The sequence below is a fragment of the Chryseobacterium sp. GVT01B genome (assembly GCF_019970045.1).
Classification (GTDB): domain Bacteria; phylum Bacteroidota; class Bacteroidia; order Flavobacteriales; family Weeksellaceae; genus Chryseobacterium.
In genome coordinates this window covers 362,168-383,902 of sequence record NZ_JAHXYI010000005.1, presented here as the reverse complement: position 1 = coordinate 383,902, position 21,735 = coordinate 362,168, and the positions used below count along the sequence as shown (strand labels likewise).

Genomic DNA, 21,735 nt, shown 5'->3' with positions numbered 1-21,735 from the left:
AATAGTCAATTTAAAAACTATAGTTGTATTTTTTATTCTCCTGTAAACGTTTGATACAAAAGGTACAGGTTTAAAACAATAATAATAATGGAAATTGCCCACACGCAGATTTTAAGGAACGGTTTGTTGACGAATTCTCCCATTTTCGCTTTATCATTGGTAAACATAACCAATGGTACAACGGCAAAACTTAGCTGCATGGATAGAATGACCTGGCTTAAAACCAATAGTTCGGTCGTTCCCTGTTCACCGTAAAGGATAGCAACAATAAGAGCCGGAATTACCGCAATAAGTCTTGTGATGAGCCTTCTCAGCCATGGCTTTAATCTGATATTTAAAAACCCTTCCATTACAATCTGTCCTGCAAGAGTTCCTGTCAATGTAGAGTTTTGTCCGGATGCCAATAACGCAATAGCAAACGCAATACTTGCCATTGAAGCTCCCAGAATAGGGGTAAGCATTTTATAAGCATCATGAATATCTGCTACATGTTCGTTACCTGTTGTATGGAAGGTGGCTGCAGCCAGAATAAGTATCGCGGCATTGATGAAGAAAGCCAGCATCAATGAAACCGTACTGTCCAGGGTAGCAAACTTTATCGCTTCTTTTTTGCCTTGTGTATCCCGGGTATAATCTCTGGTCTGTACAATACTGCTGTGCAGATACAGGTTGTGGGGCATTACGGTGGCTCCTAAGATCCCAATAGCAATATAAAGCATTGCGGGATTCTGAATGATTTCCTTTTGAGGAACCAATCCTCCCAGAATTTCATTGAAAGCAGGCTTAGAAATAACGATTTCATAGACAAAACAGGCAAGGATAATGAATATAAGTCCTCCTACAATACTTTCAATCCATCGGAAACCTTTGGCCTGAAGTAAAAGAATAATTAAAACATCCACTGTGGTAATGACAATTCCCCACGTTAGCGGAATGTGAAATAATAGGTTTAACGCAATTGCAGAACCAATGACCTCGGCGAGATCACAGGCGGCAATAGCTATTTCACAAAATACCCAGAGAATAAAATTAGTAGTGGGGCTGAAGTGATCTCTGCATGCCTGTGCAAGATCTCTTTCTGCAACAACTCCCAGTTTCACGGATAAATGCTGTAAAACCATCGCGAAAATATTGGAAATAAGAATTACCGATAGCAGGGTATACCCAAACTGAGCACCTCCGGCAATATCTGTAGCCCAGTTTCCCGGATCCATATATCCTACAGCAATCATCAGTCCAGGTCCTGCAAATGCAAGATATTTTCTCCAGAAATTTGCATTTTTAGGGACTTTGATAGATGAATAAACCTCTGATAAGGAATGAGATGTTTTATCTTTTCGCCAGGCGTTTTTTATATTGAAATTCATAAATGTTAGAAATGACTAACAAATTTAATTAAATAAATGTAAACAGAGAAATCATGGCATAAAAAAATCCCGGAAATTACTTCCCGGGATCTAATTTTTATTAAATCTAAAGATTATTTTGCAAATCTTACAGACATTTTTCTGTCAGCAGCTCTTTCTGCATCAGAAGCTTTTGCATCTACAGTAGCAAATTTACTTCCATAACCTTCTGCTTCTAAAACCTGAGCTCCAACTCCGGCTTTTGCTAAAGCAGCTTTGATAAATTCAGCTCTTGCTTTTGATAATTTTACATTAGAAGCTTCATTTCCAGTTTTATCCGTGTAACCACCGATTTTAATTTTTGCATCAGGGAAAGCCTTAAGGATAGCTACCAGGTTGTCCAATTGTCCTTGTGAACCTGCTTCAAGCTCAGTAGAGCTTCCCATTTTGAAATTAACATGGTCAAAATCATACCACTTATCTTTCAGTGCAGAATCATCAGCTGCATTTTTGTAAGCTCCTGATTTTAGGAAAGTAATCATCTGATCTTCCATACCACCTTTGTAACCTTTTAACATTACCCCGTTAAGGTCAATGTTTTCATCGGTTTTAGCAGTAGCCGGAACAGGTGTTGCGGTTCCTGTTGTAGCGGTATCTGCAGTAGAAGTGGTCGTCGCAGAGTCAGACGTAGCAGTAGTTGTGGTAGTGGTTTGTTTTTTCTCGCACTGTTTCCACAAGAAATACCCGGCTGCCAGTAACAGTAAAAGCGGAAGCAACCATTTCCAGATGGAGCCTCCGCCTTGATTATTATTGTTATTATTTTCAAATCGTTCTCTCACTTCTCTAGCTCCTTCTGAAACATTTTCTCTTGCTGTAGCTACACCTTCTGCGATGTTATCTTTAGCAGTAGAAGTTACTGAAGAAACTGTTTCCTTCGCCTGACCAAACCAATTTTCAGCTCCCAATCCAAAGGAAGCCAAAGAAAGACCTGCCGGCAATAAGGAAGAAATAATGCCTTTCTGATCGTTCAGCAAACTGGAAATACCTGAAGCACCCAAATTATTGTCTGCTGCATATTTTCCAACTGTGCCTACTGTAGCTCCAGTCACCAGGTTTAACAAAGAACTAGCAGAGGTATTGCTTACTCCTGAAAAACTAGCAATGGAATTAACTAATCCACTTACTTTATCTCCAAAAATTGAAGACAACAAGTTAGAAATAATAGGGTTGCTGGACGAACCGCCTAGTAAATTTCCTAAAATTCCACTTGAAGAGGCTTGTGTAATAGCATCCACAACGCCAGGCTTATCTGCATTATTGGCTAATCCACCTACTACAGCAGGTAACAATCCGCCAATTGCTTTAGAAATACCGGATTCACTTTCTCCAAACTGCGAGGCAGCCTGTGAAACCAAAGCGGGACCTAATTGTCCTTTAATTAAATCAATGACATTTAAAGACATAATAATAAATTTTTTTGATTAATGTTGAGATAAATTTAAACAAAAATCCGTCCAAATGTCACTTTTTTTTGAATATTTCTTTAAAAATTAACGATTTTTTTTAAAATCATTAAAATTTTTAATAAGCTTTTGCGAATAACACACGTCTCTTAGATGGTTTTCCGGAAACCAATGAAATTCCTTCTTCTACATCATCATCTAAAGGAATACATCTGATGGTAGCCTTCGTTTCATCCTTGATCTGTTCTTCTTCTTCAGCTGTACCATCCCAATGCGCATAGATGAAACCACCTTTTTCTTCCAAGACTTTTTTGAATTCTTCGTAAGTATCCACTTTCGTAAAATTATCTTTTCTGAATTCAAGAGCTTTGTTATAAAGATCCTGCTGAATTGTTTTCAATAGATCTTCGATATAAGAGTCCAGACCTTCGATAGAACGAACTTCTTTTGTCAGATTATCTCTTCTCGCAATTTCCACAGATTTATTTTCAAGATCTCTTGGTCCCATCGCGATTCTTACAGGAACTCCTTTCAATTCGTATTCTGCAAATTTCCAACCTGGTTTGTTCTGAGTATCATTGTCAAATTTCACAGAAATACCTTTTGCTTTCAGTTTAGCCTGAATATCCAACGCTACTTCACTGATTTGCTCTAACTGCTCTTCTCCCTTAAAGATCGGAACAATCACCACCTGAATCGGTGCCAGGGTAGGAGGCAGTACCAATCCGAAATCGTCAGAGTGTGTCATAATCAAAGCTCCCATCAAACGGGTTGATGTTCCCCATGATGTAGCCCACGCATGTTCTATTTTCCCTTCTTTATTGGTGAATTTTACGTCAAATGCTTTTGCGAAATTCTGTCCTAAGAAGTGAGATGTTCCCGCCTGTAAAGCTTTTCCATCCTGCATTAATGCTTCAATACAATAGGTTTCATCAGCTCCAGCGAATCTTTCAGAAGGTGTTTTTAACCCCTGAATTACCGGCATTGCCATAAAGTTTTCTGCAAAATCTGCATATACTTTATTCATTTTTTCTGCTTCTTCCACAGCTTCATCTTTTGTTGCGTGAGCGGTGTGGCCCTCCTGCCATAAGAATTCTGCAGTTCTTAAGAAAAGACGTGTTCTCATTTCCCAACGAACAACATTCGCCCATTGGTTGATCAGTATCGGTAAGTCTCTGTAAGACTGAATCCAGTTTTTATATGTATTCCAGATAATAGCTTCTGAAGTAGGACGAACGATAAGCTCTTCTTCCAGTTTCGCATCCGGGTCTACAATCAGTTTGGATGGATTGTCCGGATCGGTTTTTAATCTGTAGTGAGTAACAACAGCGCATTCTTTTGCAAAACCTTCTGCATTTTTTTCCTCAGCCTCAAACAAGCTCTTGGGCACAAAAAGCGGGAAGTATGCGTTAACGTGACCTGTTTCTTTGAACTTTTTATCCATTTCATCACGCATTTTTTCCCAGATCGCATAGCCATACGGTTTGATCACCATACATCCACGCACGCCTGAGTTTTCAGCTAAATCAGCTTTTACAACCAGCTCATTATACCATTTGCTGTAATCTTCGCTTCTTGAGGTTAATTTTGCCATTATTTTTTAAAATTTTTTTAACTTTTGTACATTATTGTTATCTAAAAATAAAAATCTATTTTTGATAGATTTTTTTACCAGTATTTTGGTACATTTTTGGTACAGATTGCAAATATAATTTAAATTAAAAATTTTTACGTTATCATGAAAAGAAATATACATAAAAATTTGCTTGGTCTGCTAAGATCCAAAGGGGTGTTGGCAATATCAGGCGGATTATTACTTGTGTCTTGTGGTGCTCAGATGGGAGGGTATAGCGAGACGGATGGGGTGTATTACGACCCCAATAAGGATACGCTACCTGAAGGAGTTATCATTAATGATAGCGGAAACAGAGTAGGAGAATATTATGACTATTATCAGGATTCCAATGTTATTCAAAATGCAGAGGCGAATTCCAGAGAACAGCAAAACAGATATAATGACTGGAGTGGTACCAACACCAATTGGAACTCCAATGCTACCGATTCAGACTGGGGACTTTATGCAGGTTCGCAGACAAACTACTATGACAACTCATGGGGATGGGGATCTCCTTGGGGCTGGTATGGTGGTTACAGCCCATATTGGGGCTGGGGCATGAACCGCGGCTGGGGCTGGGGTGCAAGCATATCCTGGGGTTGGGGCGGATCATTCGGATGGGGCTGGGGAGGCTCTTACGGATGGGGAAATCCATACTGGGGATACGGTGGATATTATGACCCATTCTGGGGCGGTTACGGAAACCCTTATTGGGGATACGGAGGCGGTTACTGGGGTGGCGGATACTACAACAGACCTGTTTACAGAAGAAGCGGTGCCAGTGGAGGAGGATTCCAGAATACAGGTGTAGCTAACGCAGTATACAGAACCAATACAGCCAATTCAGGCTTCCGAAATACTAATGGTGGTTTCAGAAACGGAAATAACGGAGGTTTCAGAGATTCTAATTCAAACGGAGGTTTCAGAAATAGTAACGGCGGATTTAGAAACACAGATAATGGTGGCTTCAGAAATTCCAACTCAAATGGCGGTTTCAGAAACTCCAATTCAAATGGTGGATTCCGTAATACTGCACCACAGACAAGACCTAATTATAATTATCAGCAATCACAGCCTAGAAACAACAATAATGGAGGCTTCAGATCTAATGATTCAGGAGGTTTCAGATCTAGCGGTGGCTTCAACTCCGGTGGAGGCGGCTTCAGAGGCGGTTCTTCTGGCGGCGGTGGCGGAATGAGATCCGGCGGCGGAGGCAGAGGTGGATTCAGATAATTTTCAAACGAATAAACTATTAAAAAATAATGTTAAAAAAATCTTTAGTATTAATGAGTATTTCTGCGGCATTTTATGCGCAGGCTCAGGATGTTTCTGTGATAAGAAATACCGTGGATGTTTACTCAAGTACTCCTATGGTGGGATCAGCTAAGTTCAATGCAATGGCTGGAGCTAATGGTGCACTGGGTGGTGATGCAAACTCTTTGCTTACCAACCCGGCAGGTTTAGGGGTAGCTATTTCAGGAGAGGTTTCAGGAACTTTATCTATTTTAGGCAATAAAAACAGCAGCTCTTTGGCTGGATCTACCATAGACTATAGCAAAACTAAGGGAGACCTTGGAAATGCAGGAGGGATCATTGCTTTCCCGCTGATGACAGAAACGGCTTGGAAGTTTATTAATATCGGTATTAATTTTTCCAATCAGTCTCTTGATAATGTAATTCAGTCACCGGGTAATAACAATGTTGTTTACGCTTTTGATAAAGATGATATAACCAAGGATGCAGCATTGGCAGGACATATCTATGAAAGATATGGTAATTTGTCAAAGATGAGTTTTGGGGTAGGAGCGAATTACAATCATAATTTATACTTAGGAGCAGGTTTCAATTTTTTCAACGCTTCAGTTGATCAATATGATACTTTATTTTACCGAAATCTTGCCAATAATTCTACAGAAGGGTTCAGTAAGCAGGATACTCCTTATACAGAAAGATCATCAGGTTTTTCTGCTTCATTAGGGGTTATCGGAAAGCTAAGTCCTAATTTCAGAGTGGGAGCATCTCTTGAAACTCCTACATTCTGGACAATAGACAGAAATTATTATTTCTATAATGATCCTGTTTACGGAGACGATATGGGTGCTGAAAACAGAAAGTTTACTTCACCGCTTAAAGCAACAGTGAGTGCTGCATTTGTAGCAAGTAAAAACTTCTCTTTGAACGTAGACTATACCCTTGGACTTACAAAGCCTGATTATAAAGTATACGGCGGTGCAGAAAGATCATTAAATGATTTCTTTAAAGAGAATTATAAAAACCTTTCTGAAGTGAGAGTAGGAGCTGAGTACAGAGTACAGCAGTTCAGACTGAGAGGAGGTTATGCTTACCAGTCAAGTCCTTTTGATGCCCTTACGATCAGTAGATTTAATGATGCTGGTACTGTAGGAGATCAATCGTACAGCAACATGATGCTAAGTGACAGAAATACACTTTCTTTCGGTATCGGGTATGATTTCAAATCATTCTATGTAGATGCATCTTATCAGAATATCTCATCTAAGTACACTAACCCTTTTATGAGAGGATATATGGACGGAAATTCTGATTCATCTTATTATTCTGCCAATAACATCTTTGAAAGTGATGCGTATGCAGCAAGTGAGGTTAAAAATAACAGAAACAATTTCTTCCTTACAGTAGGATGGAAATTCTAAGCTTTAGATAAGCTATATACAATAAAAAAAGCTCTGGGAAATTCCGGAGCTTTTTTTATTTTTTAATGAGAATGAGCAGCAGGATGTTGATGGAAGAGATGCATCATCAATGCAAGTGAAACTCCTAGAACAACCAGTCCGATTTTGACCCAGTCAATATTGTGATTTTTATTACTTTCAAAAATGATTACCGATGAAATGTGAAGGAAAATTCCTCCTACGATAGCCAGAAAATAGGGCTGAAGATCAGGATTGAAATAGTTTCCTAACAACATTCCCATTGGAGAGGCCAAAGCAAATAAGGCAACAATGAGAATAGAAGGATAAGATGAAGAACTTTTTGATTCTCCTTTTCTGTTGAATAAAAATGCCCCCAGAATAAATGAAATGGGAAGATTGTGAAATACAATTCCCCAAAGATAAGGGGACATCTCATGCTCTTCATTGGCAAGAGGGATTCCTTCAATGAAAGCATGGATAAACAATCCGACCATTAAAGCAGCAGGAAGAATATTGTGTTCATTATGATGATGGAAGTGTCCGTGTTCAAAACCTTTGGTAAGAGCTTCCAGAATCATCTGTAGAAGAACTCCTGCAATTACAAATATTCCAAGACTATTGCTTCCAGCAGAGGTATACACCTGAGGGAAAACTTCATTGAGACAGATTGTAATTAAAAAACCGGCACTTAATATCAGTAGATTTTTGGCCAGTTTTTCTTTTTTACCAAAGTGCTTTCCCAGGAATACTCCTGTTATTACACTTAAAATCAGTAAAAGTACTGTTGTCATTATTTTTTCTTAAATAAATTGATGCAACGCGGGGAATTTTCTTTTTTAAATTCATTCAGCTGATAATCTCCCCAGATTTTTATTCTTTCAAAACCACATTCCGAAGCATAAGCATGAATGGCTTCTAATGTGTGAAGCTTTACTTTTTCAAAGAAATGAAAAGGCTTACCGTCTGCTTCAAAACGGATATCTTTGATGACATGTCTGCCCTCTATCTTTTTAAGAATCCTGAAATCTATATCACCACGGGTGATTGTTGTTTCAGGGACTAAAGTTTTTCTTACATACTCTTCATTCAGATAATCCAGCACAAAATATCCTCCGGGCTTCAATGCATTGTAAACCGACTGGAATACTTTTTTGTCATCATTTTCATTGTCAAAATACCCAAAACTTGTAAATAAATTGAATACAGCATCCATCGGGTCTGCATCAATTGGGTTTCTCATATCATGAACTTCAAAAAGCAGAGTTTGATTTTCATATTGTTTGTCAGATTCAATACTTTGTCTGGAAAGATCAAGACCCAAAACATCATATCCTAATTTATTAAGGAAAACAGAGTGTCTTCCCTTTCCGCAGGCAAGATCTATGATTTTCGACTGAGGCGGAAGCTGAAGGTCCGCTGTGAGCTTTTTAATGAAGTTTTCAGCTTCAGTATAGTCTCTGTTGCTATAAAGCAAATGATAATAAGGGGTATCAAACCAAGATTCAAACCATTCCATAATGCAAAAATAACTAAATTTGTGCGGTTAAAAGCAAAGTATTTTACAACATTAAGAGATTGAAAAATTCAATTGGACAAGAAGTTGGAGGGCTAATCTTTTAATTATTAAAGCTTTAAATCTTTTAATTCACACTTATGGATACAGAAAATATTAAAATACAGATAAAGACATTCTTCGGATTGGAGCAGATTCTGGCAGAAGAAATCAAAAAATTGGGTGGAAGGAATGTTGAAATTAAAAACAGAGCGGTAAATTGTGAAGGAGATCTGGGTTTTCTTTACAAAATCAATTACTCTGCAAGAACAGCATTGAAAATTCTGGTGCCCATTCATGAGTTCAAGGCTTTCAACCAGCATCAGTTTTATGACAGACTTTTCAAGTTTGAATGGGAAAACTTTATGGATGTAGACCAGTCTTTCTCTATTGATGCGACAGTAAACTCTGAAACGTTCAAACACTCACAGTTTGTAACTTTAAAAATGAAGGATGCGATCGTGGATTATTTCCAGGAAAAATTCAAAAGACGCCCGAATGTAGAAACAAGAAATCCGGATATCAAATTCCATCTTCATATTGACAGAGAATTGGTAATGATCTCAATGGACTCTTCAGGAGATCCTTTGTTCAAAAGAGGATACAGAAGAGAACAGGGAGAAGCACCTATCAATGAGGTTTTGGCTAGCGGAATGCTTCAGCTTGCAGGATGGGATGGAAAAGGTAATTTCCTTGATCCTATGTGTGGTTCCGGAACATTATTGATTGAAGCAGCTATGATTGCTCTGGATCTTCCGGCTCAGATCTTCAGAAAGAGATTCGGATTCCAGAACTGGAATAATTATGATGCAGAACTGTTCTCGAAAATTAAAGAATTCAGAATTAACAGAGTCAGACAGTTTGATGGAAAAATTGTTGGGTATGACATTGATGCAAGAATGCTGAATGCTGCAAGAATGAACGTAGAAGCGGCAGAAATGGAAGATATCATTGAGATTAAAAAACAAAACTTCTTTGAGTCTAAAAAAGAACTTTTCCCTTTATTGATGGTATTTAACCCTCCATATGACGAGAGAATTTCCATTAATGATGATGATTTCTACAAAAAAATCGGGGATACTTTCAAAACTAATTATCCGAATACATTGGCATGGCTGATCTCTTCTGATCTTGAAGCGGTGAAGAAAATAGGTTTACGTCCTTCAAGAAAGATCAAACTTTTCAACGGAAAACTGGAAACGAGATTTTTACAGTACGAAATGTATGAAGGAACGAAGAAAGTACATAAGCTGGAGGAAAATAAATAATAGTTTGTATCGTTTAGAATAATAAACTGATGGCCTGGAATTTTCTTGATGGACTTGATATAATTGTCGATGTATTGGAGCTGTTTGGTTCTGGTTCACGTTCAACTTCTGATAGAAAAAGCCTGAACTATGATGAGAAGCCACAAAAAAAGAGTTCAGGAAGATCTAAATATTTTACAGAGAAAGTCAGTGCTGGGCTTATTGCAGCTACAATATTCCTTTTTCTGATTGTTTTTAAAGATCCATTGCCAGCAGAAAATTACACACAAACTTTGGTTGTAACTTCCTTAATAGGAGTTGTGATTTCATTTGTAATGTTTTTTATATTACATGTGATGGAGCTCTATTATTTTAAGAATATCTTTAAACTGCTCCTGTTCAGTTGTTCGGTAATTGCTTTCTTTATTTCTGCAGTAATGTATAGCTATTTCAGATCTGGCTGGTTTATATAAAGGTTTTAAAGTAAAAATATAAAGAAGTTATATAACCAGAATTATCTCTTCTGATCTTGAAGCCGTGAAGAATCGGTTTACGTCCTTCAAGAAAGATCAAACTTTTCAACGGAAAGCTGGAAACGAGATTTTTACAGTACGAAATGTATGAAGGAACGAAGAAAGTACATAAATTGGAAGATAAATAAAGATTAGCTATGTCCTGGAATTTTTTAGATATATTTGATGTGGTTTTGGATGTATTTGGTCTGTTTAGCTCCGGATCAAAATCATCGGGCTCATCAGGCTCAAAACCTAAAAGAAAGGCTTTAAATCACAATGTAATATCTCAAAAGAAAGAGCTAAAAGATTCGGATATTCCACAGAAAAAATAAATTCAGTACTTATCTATTGGTTGTATTTTCTTTTTTTATTTCTGTAGTAATGTATACTTAAATGAAAAGTATAATAAATATTAAATCAACTAAAGTCGTTCAGGAATGAACGACTTTGCTTTTTTTATTTGTGTTAATTAGAATCTTATTCGAAGTAATTTTATTTCAACTTTGTTCTTGTGTATTTTTTTTATAGCTTTTTAATTCCAAATTTTGAATAAGTTTGAGTGTCTACATTATCATATGGAACAGTATATCCTAATACAGAACCCGGAGTGCCTCCATAATAAATATTTTTATATTCTATAACTACTAAATCATTTTGTTTTAGTGATATATCTGTAGACATTGTATTGATTGAGATGGTTCCTAAAAGACCGGCAGGCATATCTGCTGCAACAGTTCCTAGTAAATATTTCTTGACAGTAGTATTTGTAAGATAATCTGAAACATAAGTCCCATTTGGAAATACATAGGCTACAACAGGAATATGTGCTCCTGCTGCTACATAGGTTGTAATAAATGGAATAGGTCTTATAATTATAGTAGAGGAGATTTGGTAAAGACCATCTTCTTGTATTTTAAAACCATTCATATTACTAGCATGGGTAGTTGTGCCATCTCCTACAAATAATCCATATGGATCATAAAACTCAGGATTGGTTCCATCGGGTTTTTTCCATCTTAATACCTCTGCAGTTGGGCCACAAGTTAAAGCACCACTACATCCCCAACCTCCAATATTATTAGAGGTATATTCTGTACCACCTCCTACGGATGCAGACATATAAGTAGAAGATGTAGTATATCTGATCCAAACATGCCCGTTAAAATAATACATTCCTTCGGTTTTTACATTGATAGTTTGACCAGTAAGATTAGTATCTGAAGCTGCTGAGGTAGCATAAACAACAGCACCCTTTTGAGCCGTAGTATACGTTTTGCCATGCAATTGGTCTCCTGTAATTCTGGGAGGAATAATTCCGTCCATAGTAGTATTATCAGTAGGTTTTCCTACTATGTCCAAGGTAGCCTTTGGAGTTGCGTTATTAATACCTACCTGGGAGAATATCAAGATATTAGCTGCTGTGATTAATATCGTTGATAACAGTTTTTTTTTCATGATTTTATATATTATTTAATAAATGATAAAATTTAAACTTATTTGTGTTTTTAGAATCTTAGTCAGATTACTGTGTATTTTCTATTTTAACCTCTTTACAAATATTGAAATTCTTCTAATATCATCGCTGGCATTTGTAGTGTTATTGTTATCAATTACAGAGTAAAATTCGGCTTTGTACCAACGTCCATTCACTAATAAATGAGCTGTTTCAATTTCAGTATGATTATTACTTGGATCACTCAGGCTAACAGGAGTACTGCTGGTAGTCATATTAACTCCATACCCATTGTAGATCCCATTATCTAAATTAATAAACTGCCCGTCGGCAAGCCAAATATTAGAAGTTCCGTAACTTCCAGCACTGGATATTGCCGAAAAATTAACTTTTAAATTAGCTCCGGAAACATTGACTAAACGAGGAACGGCTGAAACAGTACCATTGGATGTAACACCTTCAATAAAATAAACGTCAAACCTCATTCCGTCTATCGTTGGAACATCCGAGGAATAATAACTCAGATAGTTTTGAGCAACTGTAGATGTAGGACTCAGGCCGCCACTTCCTACATTGGCAGGTGCAGTGCCAGACCAATAGATTTCCTGACCCAATCCTATTATATTTGTTCCAACAGTAGCTGTACATGTTTTACCGCCGGCATTAATGGTAAAGTTGGTTGTTGTTGGGCTGGATACCGTTGGAGTACCTGAAACACTATAAATAAGATTTCCTGCACCTAAAGCCAGATTTCCTGACTGCAGCGTTGCTGTAAGTCCATTTGAAGAGATGACTTGCGAAGGGTAAATTCCACCGTTTCCTCCTGTGTAAGGAATATTCAATGTACCTGAATAAACTACATTTTGGGTATAAGTACTTGGAGAAAGGGTAGCGCCATTACAAAGAAGATTGTCTATTGTACCAATAGTGAGAGAAGAATTGTCAAGACCTCTCCATTGAGAACCGTTCCAAAATACATATCCTGTAAAAGTAAGTCCGGCTGTTCCTGTATTATATACCAATAATCCGGTTGCAGGAGAAGGTATGGTAGTAGCATCTGTTATAGAGGTTAAAGAAATTCTGGGTGCGAGAACTCCTTTATTGGTTGAATTTATATCAAGTATGGCAGATGCATCCGGAGAAGAGGTTCCTATTCCTACCCCTCCTGTTTGGCTGAATAAATAGCTTGAGATTATTGTAAATCCCAAGAACAATAATTTTTTTTTCATGTCTTATGTTAATTTAAAATTTAAATAAATCATTCTATGTATTTTTTCTATTCACGGTTTAAATTTTGCCTATGTCTGTAAGAATGGTATTTTTTTATGGAAGAATTTCCCAAAATATATTTTACACATCTGTATAGGATGATATCGAGTTTGTTAATTTTCTGGAACATAATGTGAATGTTAGTTATATTGTTCAGGTCTATGTTTTTAGTTCCTCACAGACCTTAGAAATCCTGCTTGAATTTTGTATGATAATGATCTTTCTCTGATAAGAACAGGGCAAACATAAAGGAATTGAATGTAAAAATTACATAGTTGATTATGATGGCGTATATTTATTATTTATTTGTTTAACATGTTGTTGGTGAGTCTATTGTGGGTTTTGAATTTTACAATATTGTAATCTTTTTTACCTAAAATGAGATGTGTATTTACAGATGTGATTTTGATAATCCTTTTTTGGCTCTAAAAAATATGTATCCCTTGTATAAAAATTTTTACGATGAGGATTTTTTGAAAAATGACAGATATGTCTACCATTTTTTTATATGCCTTTATTGGTGATTTTTGCATAAAAAACCTTTCATTAGTTTGAAAGGTCAGATTAACTGAAGGTTGTTGGTTTTTAAACAATATATTTTCTTTTCCATTTTGTAAGGGTATTTCTGCTCATTTTAAAGTCAATAGCGGTCTGGTAATTGGTTATCTTATTTTTTTTCTGATACTCTAATATTCTTATAATGGTTTCTGTATCATAAGATTTGTGTTTTTGATTGGATCTAAAAACGGCACAATCCTGAGCATCAGAAATTATATTGTTCAGCTTTATTATATCTAATGTTGTTAATTTATTTTTTTCCAAGATAATTCTGCATTCTTCTTTTTTGTGCGGATATTTTTTTTGAATCATATCCGTATAAATTCTCTTATAGTTTGGGATGGTATTTTTTACTTTTGATATTTTTGTATCCATTTATGTAGAGTGGCTTTGGGAATTTTATATTCAGTTACTATTTCCTGTTTTGTTTTTTCTCCTTTTTTAATTTCTGTCAGAATAAAATCTATAATTTCTGTTGTATAGATGCTCTTTCTGAAATTAGGCAGAGAACTTTTCACATTATTCAATTTCTTATTTCCTTTGGGTGCATATAATATTAAATGTTGAGAATACAATCTGAAAAAATCATATTCTAATAATTTAGACCACTTAAGAATGATATTGATATCTAATGATGCACTATCATACATCTCATCAATGTCTCTTTCCGGGAGGTTGAAGAAGCGGCATATTCTTGAGATCTCAATCTTTTCTTCTTCGACTTTGTTCTGTAATAGTTTTCCTATATGTATTTCTTTGAAATCCATGTTTTTAATATTAACTTTACGTTATGAAATTATAATACTTTCTTTGAAAGATCTGGTTTTGATTTAATAGTATAAAGGCTTCCTGTAGCAATTTTGTTTAAAGAATTAAGAACAATAATTGTGTGAAACAGTGTGGCAAATATGAGATAACTGAACGTAAAGAAATAATATATGATGATGATAGGGTATATTTATTTCTTTTGAATTTAAATTATTGACATTTAAATTGTTATATTTCAATTATTGATGATAATGTTATTTTTTTTACCAATAAATACAATTGACGATTGTGGTTTTTTATTGTTTTTATCTGAAATAATTGTCAAAGAAAAATAATCTATATTTTTGCGCCCTGCAAATTTAAAATATCACAAATGAGCTACAATAAATCAAAAAAGAAAATCACTTTAACTTTTGTGATCATATTGCTTGTTATTTCGATGAGTTTTAGTATTCTCTTTTATACTTGGGGACTTGTTATACCTGCAATTCATCATTTAATTGTTGCCATATTTTCTCTTTACATTTTCATAGTAGTCTGGAATTATAAAACTAATTTTGATTTTATTCATCTTATTCAGATAGCTTTATACCCCTTTATTATTATATTTTTTATCAGTAATATTATCTTTTGGAAGGTTATGCCCATTAATATAATATGGGGCGTTGCTTTTCCTTTAGCCAGCTTATTTCTGCATCATATGAAAAAGACCATCAATGTTTCGGTCTTCATCGTTGTTTCTATTATGGCAGCTCCTTTTATCTCTAATATTTTTGGAATCTCAGATACAATGAGTTTGGCCTTTAAAATATTATCAGAAGAGCAATTGTTTATTCTAAACTATATTGATATTTCATTTTTTATAATCGTAATAGCTATTATTATATATCAATTTTATTTGCATAATGAAGCTTATATAGAGAATAAAATAAGCATGACGGAGGCAATTAATCCATCTGATCCATCTGTTGTTATAGATGATCCGGAGCCAGATACTCAACAGAGTGTGTATGATATAAAGCTAAATAGGATTTACCAAAATATGGTCAAGCATATAGATGCAGATAGATTGTATGAGAATCCTGATTTCAGATTGGAGGATCTGGCAAAAGTTGTAGGAACAAATAGATCCTATGCCTCCGCTGCCTTGAATAAACAAGGAAAGACATTTAATAATTTTATTAATTGGTATAGGATTGAACATGCAAAGAGGGAATTACAGGATAATAAAAAAAGTATGAGAGAAATATATACAGAGGCAGGTTTTCGATACCATTCCACTTTTTTAAAAGTCTTTGAAGAAGTTGTTGGTGTAAAACCTTCGAAATATCAATACGTACAAAAAGAATCTCAGAAATGAGATATGATTAATCCAGTTCCTTGTGGATCTTACTAAATGGCTTTCATATTATTATAAAATAAAATAGGTTGTACTCATGTGGTACAACCTATTTTGTTTTATTGCGTCAGTGAAGGAGCAAAACCATACTGCTTTTTAAAAGCATGTGAAAAATGCGACAGGTCTTCAAAACCTACTTCAAGAAAAACATCAGATGGTTTTTTATTCTTTTCTGATAAGTGATAATAGGCCAGTTCAAGACGTTTTTGCGTAAGCCACCGCTGTGGTGTCGTTTGAAATATTTTTCTGAAATCTCTGTTGAAAGTAGATAAACTTCTTCCCGTCAGATATCCATATCGTTCCAACGGCATATTAAACATATAATTCTTTTCCATGAAGTTAATCAGATCTACTTTCCCCGGCTCATCAAAATCAGCGAGTACAGAATCTATATTGTGATCAATTTCCCTTAAAATACTGATGGCTTCAGTGATCTTCAGGTGAGCGATATTCTCAGGAAATGGTCCTTCAATCTCAAAATAAGGAATGAGTGACGCAAGACAGCTGTTCAGAAGCGGATGGCTGCTGAAACTGTGAATGCTGGATTCCCCGGGTCTATTTTTCTTTTGATAATCAACAGCGCTGTAAAATGCTTTCAACCGTTCTGTGGTAAGATGCATAACCACTGCTTTGTGAGGAAGCCCGTCTTTTGGATAATTGATAATCGTGGCAAGATGATTTCTCGGAATCAGAAAAATATCTCCGGCTTTGAAAATATAGGTTTTGTCTGCCTGGATAATTTTCGTTTCTCCTGATATGAACCAGACCAGCATATGATATTCAAAAACCGTTTCTGTTTTGAACAGCTTATCATCATAGCTGGAAAGCTTGATATCCGGTGTGAGGTATTGTATCTGGAAATCCATTGTCAAAAGTTTTTCATTACAAATGTATTTAAAAACGGCGACTATATAGAATTTTACACCATTGTCATTGACTACGTCGAATCTTCGATTTCTGACGAAGGAAGAATCTCATGTAAAGCTTAGATTCTTCATTTCACTGCGTTAGATTCAGAATGACAGCGTCATAAAAAGATAGAAGGATTAATGTAGGATTGTATATAATTGCCTAAAAACAGTTATTTGGAATCAAAGTTAAATCCCAACATCTCTTCACTCAGTTTCCATAATTGCTCAGCATTTTTTTTATCAATAGAATAAGGCTGTACCCCACGGATGGTAGCAGGTTCATCAAACCTGTGCTCAATTTGCCCTCTGTCGATTTCTGCAATATCACAGTTTTCACAATAAACTCCGCCGATTCCGTTAAGCTGTGGGCTTACGGCACACCAGACTGTTGTTGCAGCTCCTTGTTGAATGGTTTTTAAACGTGCTTCAACTTCCGGTTTGATATTTCCGTTTTCATCATGCGTTCCGAGCTGCTTAAAAAGTTCAATAGGCTCTTCTCTTCCCAAATCGGTACCATAAACTGAACCTGGGTGAAGGGAATACGCTCTGATATTGAACTCTTTTCCTTTTTCATCAAGTTCTACAGCAAACAGATTACATGCTGTTTTAGATTGTCCATATCCGGAAAGCGTGTCATACTCTCTTTTCTCAAAATTCGGGTCTTCAAAATCAAAAGGAGCCATTTGATGGCCATATGAAGAAACACTTATAACCCTCGCTCCGTTTGCTTTTTTCAGAGCCAGCCATAATTTTGCGGTAAGATGAAACTGCCCAAGGTAATTGGTTGCCAATTGAGACTCTATACCTCTGCTGTCCCTGCGGAGAGGAACCCACATGATGCCCGCATTATTAATGAGAATATCCAGACTTCTGCCTGATGATACAAATTTTTCTGCAAAAGAGTCAATAGATGCAGGATCCATCAGATCCATTTTTTCAAGTTCAAAATTTTCAATTCCTGTAAGGTTTTTTTCTGCTTTTTCAATATCTCTTGCGGGAATAATGACATGTGCTCCGGCGGAGGTAAGGGCTTTTGTGGTTTCAAGGCCGATTCCTGCATACCCGCCGGTAATGATAACTGTTTTTCCGGTAAGATCAATTCCTTTTATAACTTCCTGAGCTGTTGAGAAAGCATTAAAGCCTGATTGAATAGGTTGTTGCATTGTGCTGATAATAGATTCCATTTTATTGTTGTTTTAAATTTCTAAAGCAAAATTATAATGGATTCCTCAGCTTTATTTTGTTTAAAATGTCAAATGACTTGGCTCAGAATTTCATTTGTAAAATCCATGGCTTGAGAAAGATAAAACTCTACTTCGTTAATTTCTCTGAATAAGCTGTTAAACTGTTTGTAGATTGTTCTGCGAATAAGTAATTTTGAAAAATTTTCAATTTGAAGCCTACTATTTCCATTGTCGTTGCCATTTACAACCGAAAAGATGAACTTTTTGAGTTACTGACCTCTCTTACCCAGCAGACGGATAAGGAATTCGAGATCATTATTGTAGATGACGGCTCTCTGATCGATCTGAAACCTACCATCAAGAACTTTGAACAGGGATTGGATATTAAATATTTCAGAAAGAATAATTCAGGACCGGGACTGACAAGAAATTATGGGGCGGCAAGAGCAGCAAATGAATGGCTCGTATTTGTAGACAGTGATGTCATTGTTGAAAAAGATTATATTGAACATATTAAAAACGATATTCTTACAATTCCTTGTGATGCGTTTGGAGGGGCAGATAAAGCACATAAAGGGTTTAATCTGATGCAGAAAGCTATTTCCTATTCCATGACTTCTGTGTTTACAACCGGAGGAATCAGAGGAAGTAAGAAAGCGGTTTCCAAATTTCAGCCCAGAAGTTTTAACATGGGAGTAAAAAAAGCCGTTTTTGAAAAAGTAGGCGGATTTTCTGAAATGAGAATAGGAGAGGATCCGGATCTATCCATGACCCTTTGGGAAAGCGGATTTACCACTGCCTTTTTTGATGATATTGCGGTATATCATAAACGTAGAGTTGATTTTGGAAAATTCTCCAAGCAGGTGTATCAGTTTGGCTGTGCAAGGCCGATTCTTAATCAGAGACACCCGAATTATGTGAAGATTTCTTTTGCATTTCCTACCTTATTTATGTTAGGATATATGATGGGATTTCTGGAATATTTTATAATGCATAGAGGGATAATCCTTTCTTTTTATGGATTGTACACGTTTCTGGTGTTGTTTCATGCTTTATTACTGACTAAAAATATCAGTATTGCCGGAATGGCGGTTATTTCCACGTATATTCAGATGTTTTCCTATGGATATGGGTTCCTGAAATCCTGGATTCTGCTGAATGTTTTAAGAATGAAACCGGAGGAGGCTTTTCCACATCATTATTATAAGAAATAATAGGGAGCATCCTGTACAGGTTTTGGCTAAAGCCGTTGAAAGGCTTATTTCTTTGATAAATGGGCTGAAGCCCATTCCTATTGAATTTTTTACTCACAATTATTATACACAACGCTTGTCATTCCGTAGGAATCTCACTCCTTATTTATCGTTAATTTATTATCCAAATTTAAAAAAATATCAACCTAGATTCCTACGGAATGACATACTGTATGGATAATCTACGCGAATAATTTGTATGGAGTCTGGGGGAATAAGTGTACATATATACATTCCACTTTTCATTCCCTAGGAATCTCAACGGTGATTAAAGCCATTATAATTTCCCTAACAACCCCGTTTGTAACCACCCGACACCTCGGGTAGTCTAAAACAATAGTGAAACAAACCATCCGAGTCCTCGGATTGTTAAAAACAAGTATGTTTGAGACTTCCCGAGATGTCGGGTAGTCTCCTGCAAGTTGCGGAGAACCTTCCGAGATGTCGGAAGGTTTGTTTTAAGTCTGTTTGTAACCAAACAACTTTTATAATGCTCGAATGAGCTGGTGAAGCCTGCTAAAAACTTGACACTGCACCACAGAAATAAAATCCAGCTACAACAAATAAAAAAAAACTCAGCACATTGCTGAGTTTTTTTATTCTTTATTCTTAAGGGCTTCCTGTAACCTTTGGTTTTCCTTTTTCAGAAGCTCTATATAGTCTTTTTGATTTTCCAGAAGAAATTCAGGGATGTTGCAATAATAATTTGTACTTACTGTTGCAGTTTCATTATTGCTTATTGTTCCAATATTATTACTATCGGTATTATTTTCAAAATTATTAATCAGTTTCGCTTCCTCTTCTTCATAGATTTCTTCTACGGGAACTTCCAGAAAGCGGGCGATTTTTTCCCATTCGTCATTTCTTATAGATACATCACCACTTTCCTTTCTGGAGTAGTTAGATACATCTGTAGCTATGAAATCTGCCACTTGCTGTTGTGTGATACCTTTTCTTTTTCTTACGTTGCGTAGTTTTTCTTTTTGCATGACCCGTATTTTCTACAAATATGCAAAATATTACGCGAAAAATATTTCTTTTTTTCAGAAATTGTGAGGGAACAGTTTTTTCAATCATAAAGAAGTTTTTGAGTACAATCAGAGTAGCACTTTTCGTACATAGGAATCTAAAATCAGATGCTGTGATTTGAATAAAAAAAGGCTGTTTCAATTGAAACAGCCTTTTTACAATAAATTAGGATATGGAAATGTTTTCATGGTGGTTAAGAACACCTACTTTCAGCATACACTCCTTCATTTTATGGTAAGTTCTTTTGATGTCGTGGTCAAGACCGATGGAGAATCTGATCAATCCGTCAGAAATTCCTATGGATGCCCTTTCTTCTTCTGGGATTTCAGATGAAGTAGATTTTCCTGAGCATGAGAATAAGGTTTTATAGAACCCTAAGCTTACTGCAAGATAGCCAAGGTTTTCTGCCTGCATCAGCTCCATCAGTTCATTTGCTTTTTCTGTTGTACCTGCATCCAGAGTCAGTAATCCTCCGTAGCCGTATTCTTCATGAATCATGCTTTTCATTAATTCATGGTTTTTGTGCGATGGTAATCCGGGATAAGATACCTTTAAACCATCTGTCTCAAATCTTTCAGCAAGATACATGGCATTGTGGCTGTGCTGCTTTATTCTGATGTGTAATGTTCTCAGGTTTTTTAAGATACTTGATGATCTTAAACTGTCCATAGTAGGTCCCAGAAGCATACATGCTCCGGAATTTACATTTTTAGTATCATCAATAAATGCCTGTGTTGCACAATATACACCTCCTACCGTATCACTGCTTCCGTTGATGAATTTCGTTAAACTGTGGATCACAACATCTGCCCCGAATGCTGTCGGAGATATTGAAAGCGGAGAGAAGGTATTATCTACAATCAGTTTCAGATTGTGTTTTTTACAGATTTCGGAAAGTTTTCTAAGGTCTGCTACTTCAAGGAGCGGATTACTTACACTTTCACAGTAAATTACTTTAGTATTGGGAGTAATAGCATTTTCTATAGATTCAAAATTGTTGATATCAACAAAGCTGGTTGCAACATTAAACTGAGGCATAAAGTTTTTAAGAAAAGCATACGTTCCTCCGTAGATGGTTCTGCTAGAAATAATATGGTCACCACTTTTGCATACCTGCATCAAAACCGAAGTAATAGCTCCCATTCCGGATGCTGTAACGTTGGCAGATTCCGTGTTTTCCAACTTGGCAAGAGCTTGAGCCAGATAAAGGTTCATAGGTGATGAATGTCTGGAATACAGGTAGCATCCTTCCGCATTTCCTTCAAAAGTATCAAACATGGTCTTTGCAGAAAGGAATGTATAAGTAGAGCTGTCCGAGATAGAAGGATTCACTCCTCCGAATTCACCAAAATACTGAAGATCCTGGATCTCATTGGCTGCGTTAAAGTTTTCCATAAATATTGTTTTTATTTTATTGTTCCAATTTGCATTAATTTGCTAATTATTACAACATAAATTTGAATTTATAGAAAATAAAACTGTAAAATATTGTTTATTTAGA

General features: G+C 36.0%; 20 protein-coding genes and 1 pseudogene. 8 read left to right on the top strand and 13 right to left on the bottom strand.

What is annotated here, in order from left to right:
• Window positions 1–32: 32 nt before the first annotated feature.
• From LC457_RS14080 to proS, 3 genes are all read right to left on the bottom strand, one after another.
• The gene (locus LC457_RS14080) at window positions 33–1,367 is read right to left on the bottom strand and encodes an Nramp family divalent metal transporter (protein ID WP_223600436.1); all 1,335 of its coding nucleotides are present in this window, start codon (window positions 1,365–1,367) and stop codon (window positions 33–35) included.
• Window positions 1,368–1,480: 113 nt separating this feature from the next.
• Window positions 1,481–2,809: an OmpA family protein gene (locus LC457_RS14075; RefSeq protein WP_223600435.1), complete on the bottom strand. Its 1,329-nt coding sequence runs from the start codon at window positions 2,807–2,809 to the stop codon at window positions 1,481–1,483.
• 118 nt (window positions 2,810–2,927) lie between these two features.
• A complete protein-coding gene (gene proS / locus LC457_RS14070) occupies window positions 2,928–4,403 on the bottom strand; it encodes a proline--tRNA ligase (protein WP_223600434.1) in 1,476 nt (491 codons plus the stop codon).
• 144 nt (window positions 4,404–4,547) lie between these two features.
• Here proS and LC457_RS14065 point away from each other — a divergent pair, with 144 nt between their 5' ends.
• Both LC457_RS14065 and LC457_RS14060 read left to right on the top strand, forming a co-directional pair.
• Window positions 4,548–5,657: a prolyl-tRNA synthetase gene (locus LC457_RS14065; RefSeq protein ID WP_223600433.1), complete on the top strand. Its 1,110-nt coding sequence runs from the start codon at window positions 4,548–4,550 to the stop codon at window positions 5,655–5,657.
• A gap of 29 nt (window positions 5,658–5,686) precedes the next feature.
• The gene (locus tag LC457_RS14060) at window positions 5,687–7,096 is read left to right on the top strand and encodes an OmpP1/FadL family transporter (protein ID WP_142719398.1); all 1,410 of its coding nucleotides are present in this window, start codon (window positions 5,687–5,689) and stop codon (window positions 7,094–7,096) included.
• Window positions 7,097–7,158: 62 nt separating this feature from the next.
• Here LC457_RS14060 and LC457_RS14055 read toward each other — a convergent pair whose 3' ends face one another.
• Complete coding sequence (locus LC457_RS14055; RefSeq protein WP_223600432.1) at window positions 7,159–7,887, bottom strand: ZIP family metal transporter; 729 nt, start codon at window positions 7,885–7,887, stop codon at window positions 7,159–7,161.
• The gene (locus tag LC457_RS14050) at window positions 7,887–8,612 is read right to left on the bottom strand and encodes a class I SAM-dependent methyltransferase (protein WP_213278514.1); all 726 of its coding nucleotides are present in this window, start codon (window positions 8,610–8,612) and stop codon (window positions 7,887–7,889) included. The genes LC457_RS14055 and LC457_RS14050 overlap by 1 nt, the downstream gene beginning before the upstream one ends.
• 137 nt (window positions 8,613–8,749) lie before the next feature.
• Between LC457_RS14050 and LC457_RS14045 the strand changes: the two genes are divergently transcribed.
• From LC457_RS14045 to LC457_RS14035, 4 genes and pseudogenes are all read left to right on the top strand, one after another.
• Entirely contained in the window at window positions 8,750–9,916 is a 1,167-nt protein-coding gene (locus LC457_RS14045) for a class I SAM-dependent RNA methyltransferase (protein WP_223600431.1), read from the top strand.
• 29 nt (window positions 9,917–9,945) lie between these two features.
• Window positions 9,946–10,368, top strand: coding sequence for a branched-chain amino acid ABC transporter substrate-binding protein (locus LC457_RS14040; RefSeq protein ID WP_223600430.1), 423 nt, complete (start codon window positions 9,946–9,948; stop codon window positions 10,366–10,368).
• Between the two features lie 40 nt (window positions 10,369–10,408).
• Window positions 10,409–10,556: pseudogene (locus tag LC457_RS23505) on the top strand (class I SAM-dependent RNA methyltransferase); the annotation flags it as partial.
• A gap of 9 nt (window positions 10,557–10,565) precedes the next feature.
• On the top strand, window positions 10,566–10,742 hold the full coding sequence (locus tag LC457_RS14035; protein WP_223600429.1) for a hypothetical protein: 177 nt from the start codon (window positions 10,566–10,568) through the stop codon (window positions 10,740–10,742).
• A gap of 190 nt (window positions 10,743–10,932) precedes the next feature.
• Here the strand turns inward: LC457_RS14035 and LC457_RS14030 are convergent, their stop codons facing one another.
• The 4 genes from LC457_RS14030 to LC457_RS14015 form a co-directional block, all read right to left on the bottom strand.
• Window positions 10,933–11,865, bottom strand: coding sequence for a hypothetical protein (locus LC457_RS14030; protein ID WP_223600428.1), 933 nt, complete (start codon window positions 11,863–11,865; stop codon window positions 10,933–10,935).
• An 81-nt stretch (window positions 11,866–11,946) separates the two neighbouring features.
• The gene (locus LC457_RS14025; protein WP_223600427.1) at window positions 11,947–13,092 is read right to left on the bottom strand and encodes a hypothetical protein; all 1,146 of its coding nucleotides are present in this window, start codon (window positions 13,090–13,092) and stop codon (window positions 11,947–11,949) included.
• Window positions 13,093–13,717: 625 nt separating this feature from the next.
• A complete protein-coding gene (locus tag LC457_RS14020) occupies window positions 13,718–14,065 on the bottom strand; it encodes a helix-turn-helix domain-containing protein (protein ID WP_223600426.1) in 348 nt (115 codons plus the stop codon).
• Window positions 14,041–14,457, bottom strand: a complete 417-nt coding sequence (locus LC457_RS14015) for a transposase (protein WP_223600425.1) — start codon at window positions 14,455–14,457, stop codon at window positions 14,041–14,043. Before LC457_RS14015 ends, LC457_RS14020 begins: the two co-directional genes overlap by 25 nt.
• A 374-nt stretch (window positions 14,458–14,831) precedes the next feature.
• Here LC457_RS14015 and LC457_RS14010 point away from each other — a divergent pair, with 374 nt between their 5' ends.
• Window positions 14,832–15,818: an AraC family transcriptional regulator gene (locus LC457_RS14010; RefSeq protein ID WP_223600424.1), complete on the top strand. Its 987-nt coding sequence runs from the start codon at window positions 14,832–14,834 to the stop codon at window positions 15,816–15,818.
• A gap of 98 nt (window positions 15,819–15,916) precedes the next feature.
• Here the strand turns inward: LC457_RS14010 and LC457_RS14005 are convergent, their stop codons facing one another.
• Both LC457_RS14005 and LC457_RS14000 read right to left on the bottom strand, forming a co-directional pair.
• A complete protein-coding gene (locus LC457_RS14005) occupies window positions 15,917–16,723 on the bottom strand; it encodes an AraC family transcriptional regulator (RefSeq protein ID WP_223600423.1) in 807 nt (268 codons plus the stop codon).
• A 215-nt stretch (window positions 16,724–16,938) separates the two neighbouring features.
• Window positions 16,939–17,952 (bottom strand): SDR family NAD(P)-dependent oxidoreductase, encoded by a 1,014-nt coding sequence (locus tag LC457_RS14000; protein WP_223600422.1) that lies wholly within the window; start codon window positions 17,950–17,952, stop codon window positions 16,939–16,941.
• A gap of 209 nt (window positions 17,953–18,161) precedes the next feature.
• On the opposite strand from LC457_RS14000, the gene LC457_RS13995 reads away from it, so the two are divergent.
• Complete coding sequence (locus LC457_RS13995; RefSeq protein ID WP_223600421.1) at window positions 18,162–19,166, top strand: glycosyltransferase family 2 protein; 1,005 nt, start codon at window positions 18,162–18,164, stop codon at window positions 19,164–19,166.
• A gap of 635 nt (window positions 19,167–19,801) precedes the next feature.
• On the opposite strand, the gene LC457_RS13990 is transcribed toward LC457_RS13995, so the two are convergent.
• Both LC457_RS13990 and LC457_RS13985 read right to left on the bottom strand, forming a co-directional pair.
• Entirely contained in the window at window positions 19,802–20,194 is a 393-nt protein-coding gene (locus LC457_RS13990; protein WP_223600420.1) for a helix-turn-helix domain-containing protein, read from the bottom strand.
• A 205-nt stretch (window positions 20,195–20,399) separates the two neighbouring features.
• Entirely contained in the window at window positions 20,400–21,629 is a 1,230-nt protein-coding gene (locus LC457_RS13985; RefSeq protein ID WP_223600419.1) for an aminotransferase class I/II-fold pyridoxal phosphate-dependent enzyme, read from the bottom strand.
• Window positions 21,630–21,735 lie beyond the last annotated feature (106 nt).